This is a genomic window from Lysinibacillus sp. fkY74-1, from assembly GCF_053165895.1.
On record NZ_CP170173.1, the window covers coordinates 2145399 to 2169206 of the forward strand.

The window sequence follows — 23808 nt, forward strand, 5'->3', positions numbered from 1 at the left end:
GTGATAAAGGAGATAGTGAATTGAAAAAGTTTTCAGTATGGATACTTCTAATGATACTTTGTCTTGCGGGCTGTACGAAAGAGTCCAGTCAAGGCGAGGAGAAACAGTCATCTGCTTCGTCAGCTTCTCAGGCGAATGAGCTTGTTTTTGCTTCTGAGTCAGAGTTTGCAGGTTTAAACCCTCTTTTAGAGGAAACGAATTTAGATGCCTTTTTATTTAGAGGTTTGATGCGTTTCGATGAACACAATGTACCAGTATTTGATATGGCTAAAAGTATTCAAATATCAGATGACCAGATGACGTATACAATTGTGATTAATGATCATGTGCTATTTCATGATGGGCAGGCTTTAACGGTGGACGATATTATTTTCACCATTGAAAGTATTCTTGACGATGCAAACGGCTCCTATTTAAAATCTGATTTTATCCATGTGACGGGCATGAAAAAAATCGACGACACGACAATGACCATCCAATTAGATGAACCATTTACACCGATGCTAGACAAATTAACTGTGCCTATTTTGCCAAAGCATGCCTTCGAAGGACAGGAAATGAGAACCGCTTCATTTAACCAACAGCCAATCGGCGCAGGGCCTTATAGGTTTGAACAATGGGATAAAGGGACAAGCCTGACGCTAAAAGCATTTCCTACTTTTTATGGGACAAAGGCTTCGATTGAACAAGTCATTTTTAAATTTATCCCTGATAGCAATGTGCGTGCCCTACAGCTAAAATCGGGTGAGGTGGATATTGCATTACTTGATCCAAATCAGGTTGAGGAACTGTCAAAAGTCGAACGTTTAAAAATGTACGAGGTTGAATCCGCTGATTATCGAGGTGTTTTATTTAATATGAAGTATCCTATTTGGAAGGATGTTTCACTAAGAAAAGCAATTAGCTACGCAACGGATCGTGCAGGCATTGTAAAAGGTATATTACATGGCTATGGAACAGAAGCTTATTCACCGCTACAACAACATAATTTTGTAAATGAAAAAATCGAACATTATACTTACGATGTAAAAAAAGCAAATAAGCTGCTCGAGCAAGCAGGCTGGCAATTAGCCGATGACGGTTTCCGCTATAAGGATGGTCAAAAATTAACATTTACCATTACTGCGCCCATAACTGATACTGTGCGTGTAAATATGGCCAATTATGTGGCAGAGGGCTATAAAGCTGTTGGGGCAGATGTGAAAGTGGCCGCGCTAGATTGGAGCAATATTGTTATTGAAGAAACAGAAGCCTTTATGGTTGGATGGGGAAGTCCCTATGATGCGGACCATCATACCTACAGCCTATTCCATTCTGGAGAATCCAGTCTCACAAGTGCTGGCTATAATTACGGCAGCTATGCCAATGCAAAAGTAGATGCATTGCTAGAGGAAGGCCGTACTACAGTCGATCCTGAGCAACGTAAGAAGGTCTATATGGCATTGCAGGAGGAGCTAACTCAAGACCCACCTTTTGCCTACTTTGCCTATGTAGATGCTGTATATGGTATCGATAAACAAATTAATGGTGTTAAAGAGCGAATTTTAGGTCACCATGGGGCAGGCTTCTTATGGAATGTTGAGGAGTGGAAATGGAATGATCGCTAAATGGCTTGGGAAGCGAATGATAATGGGGACAATTGTCCTCATTATCGTGAGCTTCCTCTCTTTTTTCATGATGCATGCCGCTCCTGGTAATCCCGCAGCAGCTTATTATGGAGGCAATGCCCAAACATTATCGACCGCAGAGAAGGAACGTATTGAACAAGCCTTTGGACTCGATCAACCTGTTCTCTTGCAGTATGGACGGTGGTTAGGTGAAGCACTACAAGGGAATTTGGGATATTCAGCTAAAGAAGGAAGACCTGTTTTGACGATTTTACTTGAGCGGTTACCCAACACACTACAGCTCGTTGTTCTGACGTTATTTCTAGTAACGATTGCCTCTATTTGGCTAGGCTTACAGGCTGGCATGAGGGAGGGCTCATTACTCGACCGCGGACTTTCCATCTTTAGTATTGCAAGCTCAGCCATACCACCATTTTGGCTAGGCATAGTATTCATCATGGTCTTTTCCATAACATTAGGGTGGTTTCCTACTTCAGGAATGAATGATGTGCGGGGCAACGGAGGGTACATGGATCGTTTATATCATATGGCACTCCCGCTTATAGTCCTCGTGATGTCGCATGTGGGCATCTTTGCCCGTTTTTTGCAGGATAGTGTGAAAGTAGAGAATCATAGCTACTATGTTCAAGTAGCACGCGCGAATGGAGTACCAGAACGTGAAATTCGAAGGATGATTTTACGAAATGCTGTCATTCCTTATATCAATTATGTTGGGGTGACCATCCCATCATTTTTCGGAGGCTCCATTGTGGTCGAAACATTATTTGGTTGGTCAGGCTTAGGACAGCTTTTGGTAAAATCCGTCATGCTCAAAGATTTCCCCGTTTTGATGGGGGCTATTTTAATCATAGGCGTGGTCGTGGTCATCTGTTTGTTCGTCATTGACATACTGATGATTGGCTTGAACCCTCGATTAAGAAGAGGGGGCTTTGTATGAGAAAACAGCGATATCCGATTTTTTGGCTTGTGCTTTTAGCTCTTATTTTTACAACGACTATTTTTTCTTCATTATTAGCTCCTTTTGAGCCTAATGTAATGGATATGAATCAAATTTATCAAGCACCTAATGCCACACATTTATTAGGGACTGACCAGTTGGGTAGAGATGTCCTTTCTCGCTTATTGGTGGGGGGGAAGGTGACGCTATTTATTGCCATTGTATCGGTCGTCCTATCTAGCATAATTGGTATCATATATGGGGGCATAAGTGGTTATTTTGGTGGTGCCATTGATGCAGTAATGATGCGTATTCTCGAAGCCTTTTTAACAATTCCTTCATTGGTCATCGTGCTAGCTCTACAGGCAATGATGCAGGGCAGTATGTGGCGTATGGCGATGGTGATGGGTATCACGGGATGGTTTGTGACAGCTCGTATCGTCCGCTCAGAGTTTATCCGATTAAAGGAGCAAGAGTTTGTGCAGATGGCGAAAATGTTCCGCACGCCGTTGTGGAAAATTCTCTTTGGCCATTTATTACGTAATTGTATGCCTGCGATATTTGTGGTAACCATTTTTAATTTTGCTGGGGCTATTTTTACCGAAGTTTCCTTAAGCTTTTTAGGAATTGGTGTCCCACCAGCTACTCCATCATGGGGAACAATGCTGTACACAGCGCAAAATGATTTACTTGTGGGTGCTTGGTGGATGGGTCTTTTCCCTGGACTGTTAATCTTTATAACGATTTTATGTGTGCAAGTTATTGGAGGTACTTTCAAACAAGGAGGGAACCGAACGCATGTTTAAAGTTGACAATTTGGCTGTTCAATTAGACGGCAAATCCCTTATTCAAGGCTTGACTTTTACTGTACCTAAAGGTCAAATTACCGCTATCATTGGCGAGAGTGGCAGCGGCAAAAGTACGACCCTTTCAGCTCTGCTTGGGATGCTACCAGCACGAGCAACTATGGAGGGTTCCATTTTATTTAATGAAAGAAATGTCATGACAATGTCAGAACAGGAGCGTGTGAAGCTACGCAAAAAGCATTTTTTTACCATTTTTCAGGATGCAATGAATAGTTTTTCACCCACCCAAAAAATAAAGCATCAACTCTATAGGTTGACCGCTTCGAGGCTAGGGCAAAAGGAAGAGGAATTTTTAGATAAAATCACAGCCATTTTAAAGGAGTTAAACCTACCTAAGGATGTGTTAAATCGCTATCCATTTGAGCTTTCAGGTGGCATGCTACAACGCTGCATGCTTGCCTGCGCCTTCTATCATGAACCAGACGTTTTGATGGCGGATGAACCAACCTCTGCACTAGATATGCTCCATCAACAAGAATTTATCAAATTGCTAAAAAATCTCCATGCCCGCTTAGGGACGACGATACTATTGATTACGCATGATTTAGGAGTTGCTAAGATGGCTGATTCTATTCTGGTGATGAAAAATGGCGAAATAGTAGAAAGTGGGAGAATGTCTGAAATTTTTAAGGAGCCCAAGCATCCATATACGAAGCAGCTTGTCGCTCATCATTTTTAGGAGGCGGTTGATATTGTTGCTTCATGTAAATCATGTTAGTAAAAGCTATCGAGCAGGACAGCAAGTATTACAGAATATAAACCTAACCGTGGGAAAAGGTGAAATCGTAGGACTCGTAGGAGAAAGCGGCAGTGGGAAAAGTACTTTAGCCAAAGTGATAATGCAGCTAGAAAAGCCTGAAAAAGGGGCGGTGTTTTTTGAAAATCAATTGATGACGAAGCAAAATCGCTCGCATTTTTATGAGAACTGCCAAATCATTTTTCAAAATGCTACGGCTGCCTTAAATCCAGTATGGACCGTCAAGGAATTGTTACGTGAGCCTCTAATGGCAGCACATAAGTCTTTGACTGATCGCGAACTACAGATAATGCTAGAAAAAGTGATGCTCCCAACCGATATATTAGAAGCCCTGCCATCTGAGCTAAGTGGAGGGGAGCGACAACGGGTTAATTTACTAAGGTCGATTTTAGTCGAACCCCAACTATTAGTTTGTGATGAAATTGTTTCGAGTTTAGATCGCTTGATTCAACGAGAAATGATAGATTTATTAATAACTTTAAAAAAAGAAAAAAACATGGCCATTTTATTTATATCGCACGACTTAAAGGCGGTTTCTTATTTGTGTGATCGTATTTATGTCATGAAGTCGGGTAAAATTGTCGATGAGAGCCATAAAGGCGAAGGTGGCTTTGCTTTTACAGACCGATATGCGCAAATGCTGTTTCAAGCCGTAGTATGATTAATCCAAAAACACTTTCCTTATTTGAATGGAAAGTGTTTTTTATTCTTGCAGCAATGATCTAAGTGGGGAAATCAAATCTTCAGAGATGCTATAAATCGTATGGGTATCCTTCACGTTCATCAACGTTCCCTTTTGACCCATTTCCCCTACCCAAAGATGGAAGCCATATTGGTTTCCATCCATATCCACTACTTGTACATCATATGGAGGGGTAGCCATATTAACAATTCCCTTATTTCTCACAGCAGTAGTAATGACTTCATGGAACATTTCAAGAGACTCTTCATCCTCATATTCTTAGATAAAATCAGTATTCACAGTGTCAAATCCTTCGCCGTTAGAAATGCTGACCTTCGCCAATTTGCCCACTGCTAGCTCTTTATCCGTACAGCCTAAAACAACTGTAGCTAGGAGGGACATGATAATAAATAGGAATGCTCGCAATGAACCCCCCTCCTTACAGAAAAAATAATACCAAAACTTGGAGTCGTAGCCCGGTTCTCTTCATAATATATTAAACAAACAAAAGCTGAAAGGGGATAAAGAATGGGCTTATTTGATGGATTAATCGGCAATGCAAGCGAGGTGAATTTTGAAAAATTACAGGAGGAGGTCAAAGATTTATTAATTCCAAACGAAACCATCAAAAATGCCTATAAAATTATTAGAGACATATTTATTTTTACGAATAAACGATTAATCCTCATTGATAAGCAAGGAGTTACTGGTAAGAAAACGGAATACCATTCGATCCCCTATAAAAATATTATTCATTTTTCAGTAGAAACGGCTGGTACATTTGATTTAGACGCAGAGCTAAAAATATGGGTATCAGGCAGTTCGCTACCTATCCAAAAAAGCTTCAATAAGGCGACCAATATTTATAAAGTGCAAAGTGTTTTAGCGCAGTATGTTTTAGTCTCGTAATAATGAAATAAAGCCAAAATCACGAATCACATACAAAGCCCGCATAGATGCGAGGCTTTTTTGGCTGTGCTTAGAAAGGGGGAATAGGGATGGGGAAATTACTATGTGAGGGGTGTTGCTGTCGCCCCGTTCCAATTAGGGAGCAAGCGCACAGAGCTTAGAAATTAGCAAAGAAACGCTGACTGGTTCTACCTTACGCATAACCTTTTATATTGTAAAATAATAGATATATTTCAATAATATTGATAGAATTCAATGGATGGAACTGTTTTTTGAAGAAGTGTGATTCGTAACATTAGATTGTTGGGGGTTGAGGGAAATGGTTGAAAAAATTGAAATGAATAATAAATCTATCATTTCATTAACGCTTGGTATTCTTTCTATCATCGTACCATTTATTGGATTAGTTCTTGGGATTTTCGGAGTAGTTTTATCAAGAATGGCAACAAAGGAAATTGCTAAAAGAAATGAAAATGGCAGAGGTTTGGCAATTTCTGGTTTAATTTGTAGCGTGATCGGGATTATCATTCAAACCTTTGCAGTATTGTCTATTATCCTTTTTTATTCAATTACTGGTGTTTAGCTTAGTATTTGACCTTAGAAAATACCGTTTTAAGTTGGACGGGAAGAGGAAAAGTGGAAATGGCCATGAGTCAGGATACCAGCCTGTTACGAATACACACCATAAACCTCTTTTTTTGTGTTGAAAATGCATGACCTTCCCAAGCCCCCTGTTTTTAAGATTTTGCTCAAAGCTTTTTTTCTTTTTGAAGAATAATAGTTATACACATTACTATTTGTAAAGATGGTGAAACGATGGAACAGATGCTAAAGGAAATAATGTCTCCAAGTCATCAATATAAAGTTCAAATTATAAAACGGAGAGATGGTCTTTTTACAACAGAAGTATATATGTGGCAAGAAGACTGCGGATATGAATTTTGGAGTCCTATTAAAAAAGGATTGAGTTTGATTGAGACTGAGGAAGTAGCCGTAACAGTAGCCATTGAACAATTAAGACAATACTCTGGTGAAGTTATTACTCTTTAGTTACATCACTCAACGCTGTCAGATGTAGCGAGAATCGTTGAATCGCGTAGTTGTGCGTATAGGTTTGTCTGAGGTGCGTTTATAGGTTGTTTATGTTAGTATTTCAAAATGATGCAAGTGTCTTATCCCGATTTAACTCGCGGTTTTGCGTTAAAAAAATGAGCGCAGGAATCCCCTGCGCTCGTAACTTATTTTATCAAATATTACATAACTAATAACCTAAAATAAAAGTGTCGTAACTCCTTTTTTAAAAGCCGTTAATCATTCGCTAAAATTTATTCTCATGCGAGTATATACGCCGAAAAATAGATGAAGGTGATACGGATGTTAAAAAGAAGATATTCGGTAAAGGACGTATTAGGAGAAAACATTAACTAGTTTCGTTGATTTAATATGTGAAAAAGACGACCATTTTGCTGATTCGTTGGAAAAGACCAGAACGTATAGCGGTAAAGAAATTGAAGCTATTCAGTATTATGCTGCGTAGAGAATCCGAGGGGATTTCGAAAGAGATGACCCGCATGAAGCTGAGGAAGTATCATACCATCAAAGTAAATAGGAAGACATGTTGTCAGAATTTCAGAGTTTGTAAGATTAAGTGAAGAAATGGTTTGGAAAATATTGTGATATTTGACTTTAGAAATCCACTACTTTACAATTGATTTTAGTAATCTAATAGGAATGTGGAGTACACCCGATTCCTATGACAATTGAATAGCGTGTAGTAATAGGTGTAAATTGCGTGCAATTTGCTTAAAAGGGAAGTCGGTGTGAATCCGACACTGTCCCGCAACTGTAAATGTGAGCGACTTTTCAGCAACCACTGTCAAATGATGGGAAGGGGAAAAGTGGCGATGACCATGAGTCAGGATACCTGCCTGTTATGAGTACACACCATAAACCTACGAGGAATAGGAGGTGGCATGTTGACAAAACAGAATGCTCTGTTCGTCACAGTACGTCAAACGCCCAAAGTTCATGAAAGGGTTCATTTTCGAACTCCTTCACATTTACTTAGGGTTTGTTTGGCATTGTGTGATGAATCACATTAAAGCGAAGGATTTCCTCAAACATAGAAGGAAGTCCTTTTTGTTTTGAAAATATGTACGCAAAGGGGATGCACATAGGATGAATATTCATGCAACGATAACACAGGAAACGCCTTTTGTAGATATGACCATTTGTAAGCAGCCAAGGACAGAAATTGCTAAAAAAGCGAAAACAAGAATGGTGGTTGAATCACTGATTGATCAATTATTAGCAACGAAGCTGATTCGCAACAACCGCTTTTTTGAGCGAATTTTATATAATAAAGACATTATTTGGATAAGAAATGGTGAGGTAGAAGGCCATCTTTTTGCTCTGGCAACGTTAACGGATCAACTGAAAACGAAGACGAATAGCTTTATGATGTATATGCCGACGAACCCTATTATATATGAGGTGAACGGGGAGCCGTATCACTTAATTACACGCATTGATTCAACACGAGCAAAGCCTAACCTTGATCGCCTTTCACAAGAGCCCAATCCCGTGTTAAGCGCTGCACGTGTCAATGATTTACTATGCTCCATTGTTATACGTTTTTATGAAACTTATATAAATGATTTAATGGAAATTTCTCATCAGGATCAACTAATCGCATTCGCGCAGCAGGAATATAAACAATTTCTGGATGCGGTTCAGGAGTTAAATGGTGATCACTTAAATTGGCATCCACGAGGGAACGGCCATGAGCTATTGTTAACATTAATTGATCAACTACAAATATTAAAAAGTCAGCCTGGTAAAGTTTTAATCGACTTCACTAATACGCAGGGCTATGTGGTGGTTGAACCTGCTTATCAGGTCCATAAGCCCTCAAAGAAAGCTGTCGGTGCGATATGAAAACAAGCCCTCCATGAAGCGGGGGGCTTGTTTTATTTATGCCAGCGTATCATGCTTCATCTGAGGCTATTAGCCTAACACACCGTCCTTGCAAATACTTTACTTGACTTATCCCTGAAAGTGCATGGCTGCTTGAGCCTCTTGCCAAGGGACAGTATAGCCTTTGCCTTTAGCGCAAAAAATGCTGGAAGAACTGTATTCAGGGTCCGCATTTTTATCATAGCCTATCTGGGCTATTACTTCTTCTGCATTATGACACACATCATAGCCATCAAATTGGAGGGTAAGTGAGCCTTTCCCATTGGTATAGGCAGCAAAGATTGTGCTATAGCTCATAAAGGTTGCTACAGGTGCACGTCCTGTCAAAACAACGTCAGTTTCGGTGAGGTCTGGGTCGTCGAATGTGCCGGCAGCCTGTTGAATGTCAGTCATCATACGGCCAATAAAATCATTGGAAGCTTTCATTTTAAAGCGATAATATGGCTCAAGCAGGATGTTCTGTGCTTGTTCTAGTCCTTGACGTAGTGCTCGGAAAGTAGCTTCTCGGAAATCACCACCAGAGGTATGCTCATTGTGACCACGCCCCGTTAATAGCGTAAAATGAATATCTGTGACGGCGTAGCCTGTGAGTAAGCCGTGATGATCACGCTCAAACAAGTGCTTCTCAACGAGACGCTGGTTGCCCACTGATAAATCATCGGCATGACAGGCATTACTAAAGGTAATTCCTGCTCCGCGTTCATTAGGCTCCATTAATAAATGAACCTCTGCATAATGCTTGAGTGGCTCAAAATGACCGTAGCCTGTAACGGTTGTCCCAATTGTCTCCATATATAATATTTGCGGCTCTCCAAAAGAAATGTGTAATGCAAAACGTTTCAATAACACGTCAATCAGGACTTCTAACTGAATGACACCCATTATGTGCACATGGATTTCCTGAAATTTTTCCTGCCACACGACACGCAATGACGGCTCCTCGGCCTCTAGTAAACGGAAAATCCTTAATACTTCTTTTATATGTTGCTCACCCTCATATTGAACTTTTGCCTGTAATGTAGGGACAAGCTCATAGGGCAGTGATAGCAATTTACTGCCAATTCGATCCCCAATATTTGCCTGACTGAGCCCTTTAACAGCGAAGATTTCACCAGCCTCAACTTGCTGAACAGTTTCAAATCGACTGCCGTTATATAGGCGAATTTCTGTTACTTTTTCTGTGATATCTCCAAATGTAAATTCATCCCGAACATGTAACTTGCCTGTAAGGGCCTTGATGAACGTTAAACGTTGATGTCCATCATGGCGTATTTTAAAGACCTCTCCTTGAAAAGGTGCTTCTGGCTCGAAGTGAGTACCCGTTAGGAATGGAAGTTGAGCAATAAATTCCTCAATGCCTTCATCCTTCAACGCAGAACCTATAAAACAAGGAAAGGCATCCTCATTTTTAATCATCGTTTGTAGTCTAGTCATGCATTGGCGATGTTCCAATGTTTCATTCAAAAAGTTATCTAGCAGTTCTTCATCACGCTCTGCCAGCCATTCCATAATCGTGCTTGAAACATAGTTTTCCTGCAGTGGTTCATCTATGAGGATTACATGTTCTGAGAAATCCTTATGCAGCTGAGTCATAACAGCTCTCACATCTGCTCCGTCACGATCTATTTTATTAATAAAAAAGAATGTAGGGACATGATAGTTCCGTAAAAGCTGCCATACAGTTTCTGTATGACCCTGTATACCCTCTACAGCACTAATAATAATGATGGCATAATCCATGACACGAATGGCACGCTCCATCTCAGGGGAGAAATCGACATGCCCTGGTGTATCGATCAGCGTATATGTATCGTCGCCGATAGTCATGCGACCTTGCTCGGCAAATATTGTAATGCCACGTTTACGCTCAAGCTCATGATTATCTAAATAGGCATCCTGATGATCGACACGCCCCCGCGCTTGAATACTATTGGTATGATAAAGCATTTGCTCAGAAAAGGTTGTTTTTCCTGCATCAACATGAGCAAGAACCCCAATCGTCTTGTACATACTAAATCCTCGTTTCTATAGGTGGCTATGTTCTCATTGTATCAGAATACTAGCACAAATAATTCTTGTAAAATGATTCGTCTTTTTGTCGAAATAGTGCTAATATAATGATGATTGCAGATTTTGCAATTTACTCTGATTGCGAATTAACTCATGAACTGCTAGTCTATCAATAGAATGAATAAAACATATTGGTGCAAATGGCATTTGTCATTTTGCTTAAAAGGGAAATCGGTGTAATTCCGATGCTGTCCCGCAACTGTAAATGGGGAGTCTATACAGGATGCCACTGTAGTTTAACTATGGGAAGGTGTATAGATGATGAACCTAAGCCAGGATACCTGCCAGTATGTGTATGCTAACTAAGAACCACGAGGATGGGGATAGTGATAAAGGTAACTATACCGTTTTTTCACTATGCTACTCTCTTGGCGACAAGAGGGTTTTTTTATGCCCTTCCAATGATCCTGGTAGCAAAGAAGTCTCTGATTTCTTTCTATATTTATGACAACAAAGGAGAAAAGGACATGAAAAAATGGAGAAGTATATGGCTGGTCATGCTCATCGCGCTCATCGCAGTTTTAGGAGCGTGTGGTACAAAGGACAAGCCTGAATCAGCAACGCAAACTGAAAAAGTTGAACCGTCTGAGGCGACAACGACTGAGGTAATCATTAAAAATAATGGAACTACCCAAACCTATAAGGAAGCACCTACAAAGGCAATTAGCTTAAATCAGCATGTAACAGAAATTATGCTTGCATTAGGGCTAGAGGATTCCATGGTAGGGACTGCTTATTTAGATGACGAAATCTACGAGCCGCTTCAAGCAGCCTACGATAAAGTTCCTGTTCTTTCAGATCAATACCCAACGAAGGAGCAAGTCATTGATGCCGGGGCAGATTTCTTGTATGCAGGCTGGAAAAGTGGCTTTGGTGAAAAAGGTGTAGGAACACCAGAGGAGCTTGAGGAATTAGGAATTCATACGTATTTACATACAGCTTCTAATATGACAAAGCCAACATTAGAGGATATTTTCACTGATATTCGTCATATTGCAGAAATATTCCGCGTGGAAGATCGCGGCGAAGCATTCATTGAACAAATGACAAAAGATGTCGAAGAAGTTCAAGCTAAATTACCAAAAGATAGAGAAAATTTACGTGTTCTAGTCTTTGACAGTGGTGAAAAAGATGTATTCACAGCTGGCCAAAACTTTATGAATGAGCTGGTGACAATCGCTGGCGGTCAAAATATCTTTGGAGATGTGGAGTCAGGGTGGACAACCGTGTCGAAGGAAGATGCAGTAGATCGCAATCCAGAGGTGGTTGTCATAATTAATTATGGTGAAACAACGGCTGAACAAAAGATAAATTTCTTAAAAAATGATCCAGCCTTGAAGGAAATGGAAGCAGTCAAAAATGATCGCTTTGTCATCCTTCCACTTTCAGCGGCATCTGAAGGGGTCCGTGCAGCAGAGGCCATTCAAATTTTAGCTAAGGGCTTCTACCCAGAAAACTTTTAAAAATTTCGAGCTAGCAAAGTGCTAGCTCCTTTTTCTTAAGGAGCGATAACTATTGAACGCATTTCGTCAAAACATACCAGATAAAACATTTGAGACCCTTAATCAGCAAGGTGGATTTTCGCGATTAGCAGTAAGCCCTGGCATTATCAATAAGCATTACACACCAGCCCAATTTCAAAAAATAGCAGAAATTGTAGGAGAGAAGGGAGCCATTAAATACTCGGCTTCCTATAGCATATTATTATCGATTCCCTCTAGTGAATTAACTGAAGCTACCCGTGCCTTACAGGAGGCTGGACTGTTTGTTGCATCGTCAGGGCCTCATATTGTTATGAAAGCATGTGATTTTTGTGACGGTGAAAAAATGGAAGCAGTTCCTCAAACAGAACAGCTCTATCAGGCGTTGGATGGTATAACCGTGCCTGCAAGAATGCGAGTCAATGTGAATGGCTGTGCATCCGCCTGTTATAATCCCACATATGATGACATCGGTTTGGTCTATCAGCATGAGAGCTTTGATGTTTATCTAGGAGCCATTCCTATGGGGACGAAAGCACAGGCGGGTACTCTCTTTGCAAAGAGAGTAAGGATCGACCATATTGAAGATTTTTTGCTACAAATCATTCGTCTTTATCAGGACCAAGCTCGTTCCAATGAACCTTTTTATAAGTTTTATCGCAGAACAAAATCGAATGCTTATTGGGAACTAGTAAAAAAATCGATCGAGTAGCAGGAATAATACTTAGGGTGTCGAAATATTGTAGTAGAGCATAGAAAATGACAATACAAAGGAGCAAGAACATGACATCTAAACAAGGGATTCAACCAGAGGATCTTTATCGCTTGAAATCAGTGGCAGATCCACAGCTCTCACCTGATGGGACTGAGGTAGTTTATGTAGAGACACGTATTGATGAGAAGAAAAAGGACTATATATCTAATTTGTTTTATATAAATTTAAAAGACAAACGTCCTCAGCAATGGACATATGGTGACTATCGGACAAGCTCTCCTGTGTGGTCGCCAGATGGCAGTCAAATTGCTTTTTCTTCTACAAGGTCAGGCAAGCCGCAAATTTTTGTGCTTTCGAAAACAGGTGGGGAGGCAAAACAAGTAACGTATTGTAAAAACGGTGCGTCAACGCCTGTCTGGTCTCCATGTGGAGAGAAAATTGCCTTTTCCGTTATGCTCGGTAAAGATGAAACTATTCTAGATAAAGCTGAAGATGACAAGAAAGAAGAAAAAGAACTAAAGCCGCTAGAAATCGATAAGATGAAACATAAATCAGATGCTGGTGGATTTACGGATATGGACCAGCATACCCACATCGCTATTGTCGATTTAAAATCTGGTGACTTAGAGCAAATGACAGAAGGGAACAAGCATTGCCATCTGAGTACATGGTCGCCCGATGGCAACTATCTTACGTACTTAGCAGATCAAGCAGAGGATTTAGATTTTTCATTTAATGCGGATATTTACTTATTAGATATAGAAACAAAAAAGAGTCGCAAGGTAACCGAGGGAATTGGCTCTTATTACCAAACATCATGGTCTCCTAATAGCCGCTTCCTTTCCTTCGTTGGGGGAAAACGTGAGTTTGAAAATGCCACACAAGCGAAGCTATGGATTTATGATATGGAACAAAATCTGCTAAACTGTGCCACAAGTGAATTTGATGCCCCTGTCGGTGACTATGTCATCGGTGATTTCCTGCAAGGGGTAGCAGCTCCACCTGTGCAATGGATGAATGATAATCATAGTTTCTACTTCCAAGTAACAGATCACGGCAATGCGGCAATTTATTTTGGTAATGTGGATGGAGAGATTTATCCAGCTATTCACGATGATCAATATGTTTATGGATTTTCATTAGATGCTCAAAATGACCAAGCAGTTGTCGCAATAAGTACGACAACAAATCCGGGCGATTTATATTACGTCAACTTAAAGACGGGTGAAAAAGAACGGTTGACAACCGTCAATGAAGAAGTTTTAAAGACGAGAGAGATAGCTGTTCCTGAGAGTATTGAGTTTGAAGGAGCTGAGGGCTGGAAGGTCAATGGCTGGATCATGAAGCCAGTGGGCTATGAAAAAGGGAAGAAATATCCTCTTATTCTTGAAATCCATGGTGGTCCACATGCGATGTACGGCAACACTTATTTCAATGAATTCCAAATCCTAGCTGCTCAAGGCTTTACGGTGCTGTATACAAATCCGCGCGGAAGTCATGGCTACGGACAAACGTTTGTGGATGCAGTACGTGGTGATTATGGTGGCAATGACTATCAAGACCTAATGGCTGCAGTGGACTATGCTTTAGAGCACTATGATTTCATTGATCAGGATCGACTAGGTGTAACAGGTGGGAGCTATGGTGGCTTTATGACCAACTGGATTGTTGGGCATACGAACCGCTTTAAGGCAGCAGTTACACAACGCTCAATTTCAAACTGGATTAGCTTTGCAGGTGTGAGTGATATCGGCTATTACTTTACAGACTGGCAAATACAAGCAGGGCTCGATAATATGGAGAAGCTATGGCATCATTCTCCATTGAAGTATGTAGACAATGTCGAAACACCGTTGCTCATTTTACACGGTGAAAAAGATTATCGTTGTCCGATTGAACAGGCGGAGCAATTATTTATCGCCTTGAAATATCGTAAGAAAGAAACAAAATTCGTCCGCTTCCCTGAATCGAATCATGAACTGTCAAGAAGCGGAAAACCAACATTAAGAATTCATCGTCTGGAATATATACGAGATTGGTTTGTGGAAAAACTTTAACAAAGAGGTGGCTTAGGAAGTGAACATACTTCTTAAGCCTTTTTTATCGAAAAAAAGAATCACAGCAAAGTGTGATTCTAGATCAGTTAGTCGATTTTTTGAATAAAAACGACCTTCAAATAATTAAATTCAGGATATTCACGAGGCACACGGAAATCCTTTGGTAAACCGTATTCCTCTACAATTTTATAGCGTGTACGAGTCTCTTTAAATGCTTGGTCGATAAATCCTTTAAACTTTTTCATACCGAAGCTTGCATTATTTGTAGAAGCCACAATAATACCATTTTTGGCTGTAATCGCAATTGTATCCTTTAGTAATTTTGGATAGTCCTTCGCCGTTGAGAACGTCATTTGCTTTGTACGAGCAAAGCTAGGTGGATCTAAGACAACAAGGTCAAATTTTAATGCGTGACGCTGTGCATATTTAAAATAATGAAAAACGTCCATTACTTTTATATCCTGGGCTTCATAATCAATTTGATTGACGCTAAACTGCTCAATTGTTTTGGCTAAACTGCGCTTCGCAACATCAACACTTGTTGTTTTAATAGCTCCTCCAAGCGCGGCTGCTACTGAAAATGCCCCTGTGTAGGAGAAGGTATTAAGCATATTGGCTGTGTTTGCATAGCGCTCACGAATAGCTAATCGTACTTCCCGTTGATCAAGAAAAATCCCTGTCATCGCACCATCATTTAAATGTACTGCATAGGTCATCCCATTTTCCTTGACCAAAATTGGAAATTCGCCAGGAGTCCCCATAACAAAATCATCCTGTTCCATATATTGGCCTTTACCATCAAATCGTTTTTTCTCATAAATAGCTTGGTAGTTGATGGTTTCAGCAAGCGCCTCATAAACGACTTCTTTCAATGAGTAAATACCCTCGCTATACCAACTCACCATATAGTAGCCATTAAAGAAATCGATCGTTAGGCCACCAATGCCATCACCCTCACCATTGAAAACACGGAAGGCTGTTGTATGTTCATTCTGGAAAAATGCTTCTCGGAGTTGTATGGCTTTTTTGAACTTTTTAATGAAAAAAGCTTTATCGATGGTTTCATTGATATCAGTCGTCAAGACCCAGCCAATCCCTTTATTTTGAATACCGAAGTAACCTGTACCAATAAAACGATTATGGTGATCCATCAGCTTAAGTAGTGTCCCTTGCTCGGAAGGGAGTTGTCGTGCATCCACCGCATCTTTTGAAATTAATGGGTAGCCTTTTTTTAATTGATCAGCAAAAGGCTGCTTTATTTGTAGGGCAATTGTTTGTGTCATGTTGTCATCCTTTAAAAAACGTTTTGCTCTATTATCGCACTGTTTGGACGGGATAGCCAAGCTTATTTCAGGAATTCAGCAATTTTTGCCACTGTTTCGATGGTCGCCTCTTCAAAATAATGCATCTTGCTAAAATAGCTATGAATCAAACCAGACATGGTCATATGCTCTACAGGTACTCCTGCGTCCGCCAGTTTTTGGGCATAACTTAAACCTTCGTCAAAGAGTACATCTGCCTCTGCTGCAATGAGGAGGGTTTTAGGCATATGGCTTACATCCTCAAGTTGTAGAGGAGATACAAATGGATTCGCATAGTTGGATTCCTCTGTATAGTGCTGAGAAAACCATTGCATACCTTTTTTATCGAGGCCGAAATTTTCACCATAAGCCTGATAGGAAACGGTCGTGAAATCTACATTCGTAACGGGATAAATGAGTACTTGTGCTTGCAAAGACGGACCACCCGAAGAAGCAGCTAAGTGGGTCACGACCGTTGCTAAATTTCCGCCGGCACTGTCCCCAGCAACCGTCAACTGAGCAGCATCGCCGCCAAATGCTTTGATATGGTCATGCACCCATACTAAGCTATCGTAGGCATCCTGTAATGGAGTTGGAAAAGGAAATTCTGGAGCCAAACGATAATCTACTGAAACGACAATAGCTTGTGCTTGTTCTGCTAATAGCTGACAGCCAGCATCAACTGACTCTAAATTACCATATACCCAGCCACCACCATGATAATAGACAATAACCGGTAATGGTTGGTGATGAATGGGGATATAGAGTCGTAGTGTAATTTGAGCACCATCACGCACTGTAATTGCTTGTTCTTGTATGGACGCAAGTGTTGGTTTGTGTACGGATTGCCATGGCATAACCGTCCGCATCGCACGAGCTTCCTGTGGTGTGACTTGATAGTAAGGTGTCACACCATGCTGAGCTTGAATATAATGAACAGCTTCTTTTCTTAATGTAGTCATCCTCATCATTCCTTTATCTTGACGTTTATATCTTATATTATAAACTATTCATATAATTTTACTAGGATTTAATTGTAGAAAAAGAAAAATCTTTTATAAAAGAGGTGAAATGATTGAATTGTGTTTATAATAAAAGGGAAGAAAGTATTTGGAGGGACAGTATGATTTCTTTAATTGTGGCACATGATGACAACCATGTAATTGGGTATAATAACGGAATGCCTTGGCATTTACCTGGAGATTTGCAGTATTTTAAAAACAAAACAATGGGCAAGCCAATGATTATGGGCCGAAAAACGTTTGAATCCATTGGTCGTCCACTACCAGGACGTCGTAATATTGTTATTACACGAGATGAAAATTATCGTGCAGAAGGCATTGAAATTGTGACAAGCCTAGAAGAAGCAATAACAATGGCAGGGGATGTACAGGAAATTATGATTATTGGCGGCGAGCAAATTTTCCGTTTATCGATGGAAATAGCAGATCGCTTATATATTACGAAAATCAATCATTCTTTTCAGGGCGATACCTTTTTCCCAAGCTATGAGCAGGATTTTGTAGAGGTTGCTGCTGAACAGCCTGAAACAGCTTCAGAAGGCTATACATTCCAATATCAAATTTTTGAACGTAAATAACATGGAGAGACGCACGGTTTTGCTAGACCGTGCTACTTCTATATTTAGGGGAGATATTGATGCGCAACATAGTATTATCGAGTGGAGAAAATGTTTATGTTGATTGCTTGAGCTGTGCAATCATAAGTGGACAAATCGAGCCCAATGGGGGTGTTCTAATTGAAACGGATTATTTTCACGCCCATCAGGATATAGCTTATCCAATAAAGGGATTAGTTATAGTAGCCTCAAAGCGTCATATTCATTGCTTGGATGAATTAAATAATGACGAAAAACTGGATTACATCCATCTCTTAACAAAAATAAGACAAGCTCAAAGGGAAGTATTGGGCATAGCATACGTTTATTATTTTTACAACGAAGATACGACTCATCATTTCCACATTTGGATGGTGCCCCGCTATGAATGGATGAATGCATTCGGGCGATCCGTTGAATCCTTGAGGCCCGTGTTACTTCATGCCAGGAAAAATATGAATAATGAGGAGCATGAAAAAGAAGTAAGGGACTCGATTAAGCTTTTAAGAGATTCCATAAAAAATCGCTCCTTGTGAAGAAGGGCACTGAAAAAGTCCATCTTTTTTTCATTTGGCACTGTGACTCTACTGTTGTTTTCCGAAGCATTCCGCTCGCTTTCCGCGGGCGAGCGCCGAGTCTCCTCCTACGCTTCGCATCGTGCGGGGTCTCGTCTGTCTCGCTTTCCCGCAGGAGTCGAGCGATGCTTCTGCAAACAACGCAATGTATCATACTATTATTTTAGTCACACTTTCCTTTATCATAAAAGAATGAATATGTAGGTGGAGCCCCAATGATTTCAAATCAGGAACCCTTAATTTAAGTCCATACATGGCAATCTATGATATTGTTGTGCCAAAAGATAACATGCTTCGCCAGGTCAATGAACTTGTTGAATTTTCATTTTTTTTAGAAGAGCTAAAAACAAAATATTGTTTAGATAATGGACGTAATACCATTCCTCCAATTCGCATGATTAAGTACTTATTATTAAAAGCGATGAATGATGTATCAGACGTCGACCTAGTAGTCTTGGATATGGCAACAGAAGATCCAGTGAGACAGAAATAAGGCACTTCCTGTTCAAAATTGAACAAGAAGTGCCTTATTTTTATCTGAAAAAGGTTCGCTTTTATGAAAACATAAGTTTTTCAGTGCCCTCTTATGAAGGGAGCGACTTTTTTTATAAATAGAAGTATACACAAGCGTACATAGAGGCACAGCCAGCTAATACGAAGAGGTGCCATATTGCATGGTTATAAGGGAGAGAGCGCCAAGCATAAAAGATGGCACCAATCGTATAAAACAGACCACCCGCTAGCAATAAAGCAAAGCCGTAAAAGCCTAAGTATAGATAAACGGGCTTAATAGCAAAAATGATTAACCAGCCCATGCCAATATAAAATATTAAAGATAGGACTTCAAAACGATTGATGAAGAAACATTTAAAAAGAACACCTAGGACAGCCAATGTCCAAATAATACATAACAAAGTCAAACCTAATGTGCCACCAACGGCAATTAATAAAAACGGCGTATACGTACCAGCAATTAAAATGTAAATGGACGAGTGGTCCAAAATAGCGAAAAAGTGTTTATATTTTTCTGGCATACTGTGTAGCAGTGTGGACATTAGGAACAGGATGATGACAGAGGTGCCAAAAATACTAAAAGTAGTAATATGTAGAGCATTTCCTGTTTGCACAGCTGTAACCAGTAAAACAACTAGTGCTGGAATACTTGCAAGAAAACCAATACCGTGTGTAATGGCATTCCACAGCTCTTCCTTCCAAGATTTATAGTCAAATGAATCAATCATTTACAACACTCCTTTCGTTCATGTATTTACTATACCCCAATAATTTATATATGAACATTTACATTTGTCATATATTTCATATCAAAAATGTCATAAGGCTGTCATATTCTTTTAGGGGCTTTGATAGACAAGAGTTAAAGGAAACGCTATAGTATCAAAGGTAGCGTTTACATTCTAAAGAAATCAAGGCTTAACCTAATGACAAATGTCATGTTTACATAATGATTCATTAGTCTATATAATAAATTTTAATGAAGTAAAAGGATGTGTCGAAGTGGGACGAATTCATATAGTAACGGACTCAACTTGTGATTTAACTAAAGAAGAAGTAGCACAGCATGGCATACATATCGTGCCATTAACAATTCAAATTGATGGTGAAACATATATAGATGGTGTGGATTTAGAGCCACAACCTTTTTTAGGCTTAATGAAAAATGCTAAAAATTTGCCGAAAAGTTCGCAGCCTGCACCAGGGAAATTTAAGGAATTATATGATGAGTTAGGCAAAGATGGCGATCAAATTATATCCATCCATATGACAGGTGGTATGAGTGGCACGGTGGAGTCAGCACGACAAGCAGCTCAAATGACAGACGCCGATGTGACTGTGATTGACTCACGCTTTATTGCAATTGGTCTAGCTATCCAGCTACGTGAGGCTATAAAAATGCGCGATGCTGGAGCAACGGTTGAGGACATCGTGGCCCGTCTGGATAAAGTACGTGCAAACACACATTTGTATGTGATTGTGGATACCCTTGAGAATCTAATTAAAGGCGGTCGAATTGGTAAAGGAAAGGGCTTTATCGGCTCATTGCTAAACATCAAAGTTATTGCTAACCTAGAGGGTGGCGTTTACAATCCTGTTTCCAAGGTTCGTAGCCATAAACAGGTTGTGAATTACTTATTTAAACAATTCCAAGCAGATACGGCTGGGAAAACAGTTAAAACGGTCGGTATTTCTCATGCAGATGGCCTCATCACAATGGGTAATCCATTAAAAGAGTTAATCGAAGGAACTGGTTTTGATAAAGTTGAAATTGCCTTTACATCCCCAATTATTTCGACACATACTGGACCAGGTGCAATCGGATTTATTTATTTTGCAGAATAATAGTGAGGAGCTACTACATAAGTAAATGTAGTGGCTTTTTTTCATTTTTTACCTTTTAGCTGGATGCTTGTTCGGCATTTGGAAAAGAGGAAATTTGACAACAACACAAAATTATGGAGAACAGAGGGTAAGTCACTTTTCATTAGGGTATGAACTATTCTATAATAGAAGGTACAGAAAGGGATGGAAGGTGGTCAAATGGACATTTGGCGATTTATGTTGTCATGTTTGATCGTCTTAGTACTAAGTGGTTGTGCAATATCAATCGATGAGCCGAATCCGCAAGCAGAGCCTGACGGCGAGCAAGCAGAAACGGAGCAAGATATGACGCAGGATGAGCAACAAACAGTAGAAGAGGAAAAAACCTCCAAGAATATGCTGACGCAAATTTTTGAACATTTTTTTGAGCCATCAGCAGAGGATTTATCGCAAATTGATGAAGAAAATGCAAAGCAACTGCATTACTTGGCACTGGGAGATTCATTAACAGATGGTGTCGGTGATGAGTATAGTCAAGACGGTTATGTAGGAAGATTAGCAGATTCATTGCTTACGTGGCCTTCGATTTCCGAGGTGGATGTTGATAATCGTGGCAAACGGGGCAGACGTAGTGATCAGCTACTAAAATTAGTGAAAAAAGGGCATTATGATGAAGAGTTGCAGCAAGCGCAGCTCATTTCTTTAACAATGGGTGGCAATGATGTCATGAAAGTGGTTAAACAGGATTTGTTTAATCTGAAGCGTGACGCATTCGATAAAGAATTGCGGACCTATAAGCAGCGCTATAGCAAAATCGTGGAAGGAATTCGTGCAAAAAATCCGACAGTGCCTATCCTACTCATTGGATTCTACAATCCATTTTCGATTGTGACCAATGAGGCGAATGAATTCGATACAATTATCACAGAATGGAATAATGTGATTGAGGAAGTAGCGAGCGAAGATTCCAATGCATGCTACGTATCGGTGGAGGATTTATTTGATTCAAATGAAGAGCTCGTCTATCATACAGATTTTTTCCACCCCAATGCAAAGGGATATGAAAAAATGACAGAACGTATACTAGCAGCAATGGAGCAGTGTGGTATGGAAGAAAAGATTAACAAGGCAATAGGCTTCGAGGAGTGACAAAATGAATAAATGGAAAGTCGCGTTTTTCGCCTTAGCAGGCACAGTGCTTTTTGCAATCCTCCTCGTCGTTTTTTTAGCAACTAGACCAGTAGATGGAGTCGATGTTGCGAAGAGTTCAGCAGGTGAAAGTGAAAGCAAAGGGAATGTACTCGTGGTGCAAACCACAACAAAGGAATTAGAATCGATTTCCAAAAAATATTTAAAGGATGCAGCAAAAGGCTCGCCTTTACCACTTGATTTTACAATCGGCGATGATATTCAATTACGAAGCACACTTACCGTGTTTTATACGGAAATCCCGATTTCCATGAATTTTGATCCAATTGTGGATGACAAGGGCAATATTATTTTAAAGCAGACGGGAATGAATGTCGGGCTATTAAACATTCCGCCGGAGACGACCATGAAAATTATGCGGGATTCGGTGGAATTCCCTTCTTGGATTACCGTGAACCCCAATAAAGCAGAAATCTATATTGATTTATCGCGAATTAACATAGCATCAGGATCACGTGTCCGTGCTAAAGAATTAGACTTACCAAATGACAAAATTTTATTAGAAATTATTGTTCCTGGTGAATAAGGAGTGAAATGAATGGCAAAGCAATATGCAACATTTGCAGGAGGCTGTTTTTGGTGTATGGTCAAGCCATTTGACGAAACACCTGGCATTGAGTCGGTGCTATCAGGCTATACAGGTGGACATGTTGTCAATCCAACTTATGAGCAAGTGTGCTCAGAAACTACCGGACATGTAGAAGCCGTGCAAATCGTATACGATGATGACCTTTATAGTTATGAGCAACTACTATCCATCTATTGGACCTTAATAGACCCGACAGATGCAGGAGGCCAATTTTACGATCGTGGCGAATCCTACACAACAGCCATTTACTATCATAATGAAGAACAACGTCAACTAGCAGAGCGTTCAAAGGCTGATTTAGAAGCCTCTGGAAAATTTGATAAACCGATCATGGTGAAAATCTTACCTGCTAGCACATTTTACCCGGCTGAGGACTATCACCAATATTATTATAAGAAAAATCCAATGCACTATGAACGCTATTCGGTTGGAAGTGGTCGCCGAGCGTTTCAAGAGCATCACTGGGGGAACAAACATGAATAAAGAACAACGTTTAAAAGAACTCACAGACATGCAATATTATGTGACACAGGAAAATGGGACAGAACCACCATTTCGTAATGAGTTTGATGAGCATTTTGAAGAGGGCATCTATGTAGATATCGTCTCTGGGAAACCACTATTCAGCTCATTGGATAAATACAACTCAGGCTGTGGCTGGCCAGCATTTACAAAGCCCATCCAAAAAGAAGAAGTAACTGAACACTTCGACACTTCCCACGGTATGCGTCGGGTAGAGGTACGCAGTAAAGAAGCAGACTCCCATCTAGGACATGTCTTCCCAGACGGCCCAAGTGAACTAGGAGGCTTACGCTACTGCATTAACTCAGCATCCCTACGTTTCGTAGCAAAAGAAGATTTAGAAAAAGAAGGCTACGGCCAATTCCTATCATTATTCAAATAAAATATCATCCTAGCAAGAGCGACCTTGCTAGGTTTTTTTGTGCATTAACTAAGTAGAGGATAGAATGTGTGAAGTGAGGATAGAACGAGCGGATAGCACCTCTGACCTTGGCTGATTCACACCTCGCCATATTGAAGCATCTCCTCCTCAAAAAATAAGAAGGAATCCTTTCATTGGAAGGATTCCCTCTTAAATTT

Annotated in this window: 25 protein-coding genes, 1 pseudogene and 2 riboswitches; of the genes and pseudogenes, 20 read left to right on the top strand and 6 right to left on the bottom strand. The window is 40.1% G+C overall.

What is annotated here, in order from left to right; translation table 11 throughout:
• Nucleotides 1-20 precede the first annotated feature (20 nt).
• The 5 genes from ACE1MS_RS10405 to ACE1MS_RS10425 are packed head-to-tail and all read left to right on the top strand — an operon-like array spanning nt 21 to nt 4849.
• Nucleotides 21-1607 (top strand): ABC transporter substrate-binding protein, encoded by a 1587-nt coding sequence (locus ACE1MS_RS10405; RefSeq protein WP_447402940.1) that lies wholly within the window; start codon nt 21-23, stop codon nt 1605-1607.
• Nucleotides 1597-2565 carry an ABC transporter permease gene (locus tag ACE1MS_RS10410; RefSeq protein ID WP_031419857.1) on the top strand — a complete coding sequence of 323 codons (969 nt, stop codon included), beginning with the start codon at nt 1597-1599 and terminating at the stop codon, nt 2563-2565. Before ACE1MS_RS10405 ends, ACE1MS_RS10410 begins: the two co-directional genes overlap by 11 nt.
• Nucleotides 2562-3371, top strand: coding sequence for an ABC transporter permease (locus ACE1MS_RS10415; protein ID WP_036168142.1), 810 nt, complete (start codon nt 2562-2564; stop codon nt 3369-3371). Before ACE1MS_RS10410 ends, ACE1MS_RS10415 begins: the two co-directional genes overlap by 4 nt.
• Nucleotides 3364-4110: an ATP-binding cassette domain-containing protein gene (locus ACE1MS_RS10420; RefSeq protein WP_447402941.1), complete on the top strand. Its 747-nt coding sequence runs from the start codon at nt 3364-3366 to the stop codon at nt 4108-4110. The genes ACE1MS_RS10415 and ACE1MS_RS10420 overlap by 8 nt, the downstream gene beginning before the upstream one ends.
• Before the next feature lie 13 nt (nt 4111-4123).
• On the top strand, nt 4124-4849 hold the full coding sequence (locus ACE1MS_RS10425; protein ID WP_031419855.1) for an ABC transporter ATP-binding protein: 726 nt from the start codon (nt 4124-4126) through the stop codon (nt 4847-4849).
• Nucleotides 4850-4891: 42 nt separating this feature from the next.
• Here the strand turns inward: ACE1MS_RS10425 and ACE1MS_RS10430 are convergent, their stop codons facing one another.
• Entirely contained in the window at nt 4892-5122 is a 231-nt protein-coding gene (locus ACE1MS_RS10430; protein ID WP_447402942.1) for a hypothetical protein, read from the bottom strand.
• A 27-nt stretch (nt 5123-5149) separates the two neighbouring features.
• On the bottom strand, nt 5150-5296 hold the full coding sequence (locus ACE1MS_RS10435) for a hypothetical protein (RefSeq protein ID WP_227256842.1): 147 nt from the start codon (nt 5294-5296) through the stop codon (nt 5150-5152).
• A 102-nt stretch (nt 5297-5398) separates the two neighbouring features.
• On the opposite strand from ACE1MS_RS10435, the gene ACE1MS_RS10440 reads away from it, so the two are divergent.
• From ACE1MS_RS10440 to ACE1MS_RS10455, 4 genes are all read left to right on the top strand, one after another.
• Nucleotides 5399-5779 carry a PH domain-containing protein gene (locus ACE1MS_RS10440; RefSeq protein WP_012294339.1) on the top strand — a complete coding sequence of 127 codons (381 nt, stop codon included), beginning with the start codon at nt 5399-5401 and terminating at the stop codon, nt 5777-5779.
• 319 nt (nt 5780-6098) lie between these two features.
• A complete protein-coding gene (locus ACE1MS_RS10445; RefSeq protein ID WP_036216056.1) occupies nt 6099-6362 on the top strand; it encodes a DUF4190 domain-containing protein in 264 nt (87 codons plus the stop codon).
• A gap of 233 nt (nt 6363-6595) precedes the next feature.
• Nucleotides 6596-6829, top strand: coding sequence for a hypothetical protein (locus tag ACE1MS_RS10450; RefSeq protein ID WP_012294341.1), 234 nt, complete (start codon nt 6596-6598; stop codon nt 6827-6829).
• A 712-nt stretch (nt 6830-7541) separates the two neighbouring features.
• A riboswitch (cobalamin riboswitch) is annotated at nt 7542-7725 on the top strand.
• Between the two features lie 232 nt (nt 7726-7957).
• Entirely contained in the window at nt 7958-8716 is a 759-nt protein-coding gene (locus tag ACE1MS_RS10455) for a hypothetical protein (protein WP_036168153.1), read from the top strand.
• Between the two features lie 108 nt (nt 8717-8824).
• On the opposite strand, the gene ACE1MS_RS10460 is transcribed toward ACE1MS_RS10455, so the two are convergent.
• Nucleotides 8825-10765, bottom strand: a complete 1941-nt coding sequence (locus ACE1MS_RS10460) for a GTP-binding protein (RefSeq protein WP_281486489.1) — start codon at nt 10763-10765, stop codon at nt 8825-8827.
• A gap of 175 nt (nt 10766-10940) precedes the next feature.
• Nucleotides 10941-11128, top strand: a riboswitch (cobalamin riboswitch).
• A gap of 164 nt (nt 11129-11292) precedes the next feature.
• On the opposite strand from ACE1MS_RS10460, the gene ACE1MS_RS10465 reads away from it, so the two are divergent.
• The 3 genes from ACE1MS_RS10465 to ACE1MS_RS10475 all read left to right on the top strand — a co-directional run bounded on the left by ACE1MS_RS10465 (nt 11293) and on the right by ACE1MS_RS10475 (nt 15078).
• Nucleotides 11293-12288, top strand: a complete 996-nt coding sequence (locus tag ACE1MS_RS10465) for an ABC transporter substrate-binding protein (protein ID WP_447402943.1) — start codon at nt 11293-11295, stop codon at nt 12286-12288.
• Nucleotides 12289-12340: 52 nt separating this feature from the next.
• Nucleotides 12341-13018, top strand: coding sequence for a precorrin-3B methylase (locus tag ACE1MS_RS10470; protein ID WP_447402944.1), 678 nt, complete (start codon nt 12341-12343; stop codon nt 13016-13018).
• A 71-nt stretch (nt 13019-13089) separates the two neighbouring features.
• Nucleotides 13090-15078: a S9 family peptidase gene (locus ACE1MS_RS10475; protein WP_447402945.1), complete on the top strand. Its 1989-nt coding sequence runs from the start codon at nt 13090-13092 to the stop codon at nt 15076-15078.
• A gap of 86 nt (nt 15079-15164) precedes the next feature.
• Here ACE1MS_RS10475 and ACE1MS_RS10480 read toward each other — a convergent pair whose 3' ends face one another.
• Both ACE1MS_RS10480 and ACE1MS_RS10485 read right to left on the bottom strand, forming a co-directional pair.
• Nucleotides 15165-16361, bottom strand: coding sequence for a class I SAM-dependent rRNA methyltransferase (locus tag ACE1MS_RS10480; RefSeq protein WP_036161571.1), 1197 nt, complete (start codon nt 16359-16361; stop codon nt 15165-15167).
• A gap of 62 nt (nt 16362-16423) precedes the next feature.
• Entirely contained in the window at nt 16424-17341 is a 918-nt protein-coding gene (locus ACE1MS_RS10485) for an alpha/beta hydrolase (RefSeq protein ID WP_031419847.1), read from the bottom strand.
• 161 nt (nt 17342-17502) lie between these two features.
• Here ACE1MS_RS10485 and ACE1MS_RS10490 point away from each other — a divergent pair, with 161 nt between their 5' ends.
• The 3 genes and pseudogenes from ACE1MS_RS10490 to ACE1MS_RS10500 all read left to right on the top strand — a co-directional run.
• Nucleotides 17503-17979, top strand: a complete 477-nt coding sequence (locus ACE1MS_RS10490) for a dihydrofolate reductase (protein ID WP_012294348.1) — start codon at nt 17503-17505, stop codon at nt 17977-17979.
• A gap of 59 nt (nt 17980-18038) precedes the next feature.
• On the top strand, nt 18039-18533 hold the full coding sequence (locus ACE1MS_RS10495) for an HIT family protein (RefSeq protein WP_099805169.1): 495 nt from the start codon (nt 18039-18041) through the stop codon (nt 18531-18533).
• Between the two features lie 254 nt (nt 18534-18787).
• A pseudogene (locus ACE1MS_RS10500) lies at nt 18788-19053 on the top strand (IS5/IS1182 family transposase); the annotation flags it as partial.
• Nucleotides 19054-19177: 124 nt separating this feature from the next.
• On the opposite strand, the gene trhA reads toward ACE1MS_RS10500, so the two are convergent.
• Nucleotides 19178-19813, bottom strand: a complete 636-nt coding sequence (gene trhA / locus ACE1MS_RS10505) for a PAQR family membrane homeostasis protein TrhA (protein ID WP_031418145.1) — start codon at nt 19811-19813, stop codon at nt 19178-19180.
• A gap of 274 nt (nt 19814-20087) precedes the next feature.
• Between trhA and ACE1MS_RS10510 the strand changes: the two genes are divergently transcribed.
• The 5 genes from ACE1MS_RS10510 to msrB all read left to right on the top strand — a co-directional run bounded on the left by ACE1MS_RS10510 (nt 20088) and on the right by msrB (nt 23611).
• Nucleotides 20088-20930, top strand: coding sequence for a DegV family protein (locus ACE1MS_RS10510; RefSeq protein WP_031418146.1), 843 nt, complete (start codon nt 20088-20090; stop codon nt 20928-20930).
• 198 nt (nt 20931-21128) lie between these two features.
• Nucleotides 21129-22058 carry a GDSL-type esterase/lipase family protein gene (locus ACE1MS_RS10515; protein ID WP_227256843.1) on the top strand — a complete coding sequence of 310 codons (930 nt, stop codon included), beginning with the start codon at nt 21129-21131 and terminating at the stop codon, nt 22056-22058.
• A gap of 4 nt (nt 22059-22062) precedes the next feature.
• Nucleotides 22063-22644: a YpmS family protein gene (locus ACE1MS_RS10520; RefSeq protein ID WP_012294355.1), complete on the top strand. Its 582-nt coding sequence runs from the start codon at nt 22063-22065 to the stop codon at nt 22642-22644.
• 12 nt (nt 22645-22656) lie between these two features.
• A complete protein-coding gene (gene msrA / locus ACE1MS_RS10525) occupies nt 22657-23190 on the top strand; it encodes a peptide-methionine (S)-S-oxide reductase MsrA (RefSeq protein WP_012294356.1) in 534 nt (177 codons plus the stop codon).
• Nucleotides 23183-23611: a peptide-methionine (R)-S-oxide reductase MsrB gene (gene msrB / locus ACE1MS_RS10530; protein ID WP_012294357.1), complete on the top strand. Its 429-nt coding sequence runs from the start codon at nt 23183-23185 to the stop codon at nt 23609-23611. The genes msrA and msrB overlap by 8 nt, the downstream gene beginning before the upstream one ends.
• Nucleotides 23612-23808 lie beyond the last annotated feature (197 nt).

Bases quoted from the DNA above. Each gene is read 5' to 3' on its own strand.
- ACE1MS_RS10495 (WP_099805169.1), top strand. From the start codon at position 18,039: ATGCGCAACATAGTATTATCGAGTGGAGAAAATGTTTATGTTGATTGC.
- ACE1MS_RS10480 (WP_036161571.1), bottom strand. From the start codon at position 16,361: ATGACACAAACAATTGCCCTACAAATAAAGCAGCCTTTTGCTGATCAA.
- ACE1MS_RS10420 (WP_447402941.1), top strand. From the start codon at position 3,364: ATGTTTAAAGTTGACAATTTGGCTGTTCAATTAGACGGCAAATCCCTT.
- ACE1MS_RS10515 (WP_227256843.1), top strand. From the start codon at position 21,129: ATGGACATTTGGCGATTTATGTTGTCATGTTTGATCGTCTTAGTACTA.
- ACE1MS_RS10450 (WP_012294341.1), top strand. From the start codon at position 6,596: ATGGAACAGATGCTAAAGGAAATAATGTCTCCAAGTCATCAATATAAA.
- ACE1MS_RS10475 (WP_447402945.1), top strand. From the start codon at position 13,090: ATGACATCTAAACAAGGGATTCAACCAGAGGATCTTTATCGCTTGAAA.
- msrB (WP_012294357.1), top strand. From the start codon at position 23,183: ATGAATAAAGAACAACGTTTAAAAGAACTCACAGACATGCAATATTAT.
- ACE1MS_RS10440 (WP_012294339.1), top strand. From the start codon at position 5,399: ATGGGCTTATTTGATGGATTAATCGGCAATGCAAGCGAGGTGAATTTT.
- msrA (WP_012294356.1), top strand. From the start codon at position 22,657: ATGGCAAAGCAATATGCAACATTTGCAGGAGGCTGTTTTTGGTGTATG.
- ACE1MS_RS10490 (WP_012294348.1), top strand. From the start codon at position 17,503: ATGATTTCTTTAATTGTGGCACATGATGACAACCATGTAATTGGGTAT.
- ACE1MS_RS10455 (WP_036168153.1), top strand. From the start codon at position 7,958: ATGAATATTCATGCAACGATAACACAGGAAACGCCTTTTGTAGATATG.
- ACE1MS_RS10460 (WP_281486489.1), bottom strand. From the start codon at position 10,765: ATGTACAAGACGATTGGGGTTCTTGCTCATGTTGATGCAGGAAAAACA.
- ACE1MS_RS10410 (WP_031419857.1), top strand. From the start codon at position 1,597: ATGATCGCTAAATGGCTTGGGAAGCGAATGATAATGGGGACAATTGTC.
- ACE1MS_RS10520 (WP_012294355.1), top strand. From the start codon at position 22,063: ATGAATAAATGGAAAGTCGCGTTTTTCGCCTTAGCAGGCACAGTGCTT.
- ACE1MS_RS10485 (WP_031419847.1), bottom strand. From the start codon at position 17,341: ATGACTACATTAAGAAAAGAAGCTGTTCATTATATTCAAGCTCAGCAT.
- ACE1MS_RS10430 (WP_447402942.1), bottom strand. From the start codon at position 5,122: ATGTTCCATGAAGTCATTACTACTGCTGTGAGAAATAAGGGAATTGTT.
- ACE1MS_RS10415 (WP_036168142.1), top strand. From the start codon at position 2,562: ATGAGAAAACAGCGATATCCGATTTTTTGGCTTGTGCTTTTAGCTCTT.
- ACE1MS_RS10465 (WP_447402943.1), top strand. From the start codon at position 11,293: ATGAAAAAATGGAGAAGTATATGGCTGGTCATGCTCATCGCGCTCATC.
- ACE1MS_RS10445 (WP_036216056.1), top strand. From the start codon at position 6,099: ATGGTTGAAAAAATTGAAATGAATAATAAATCTATCATTTCATTAACG.
- trhA (WP_031418145.1), bottom strand. From the start codon at position 19,813: ATGATTGATTCATTTGACTATAAATCTTGGAAGGAAGAGCTGTGGAAT.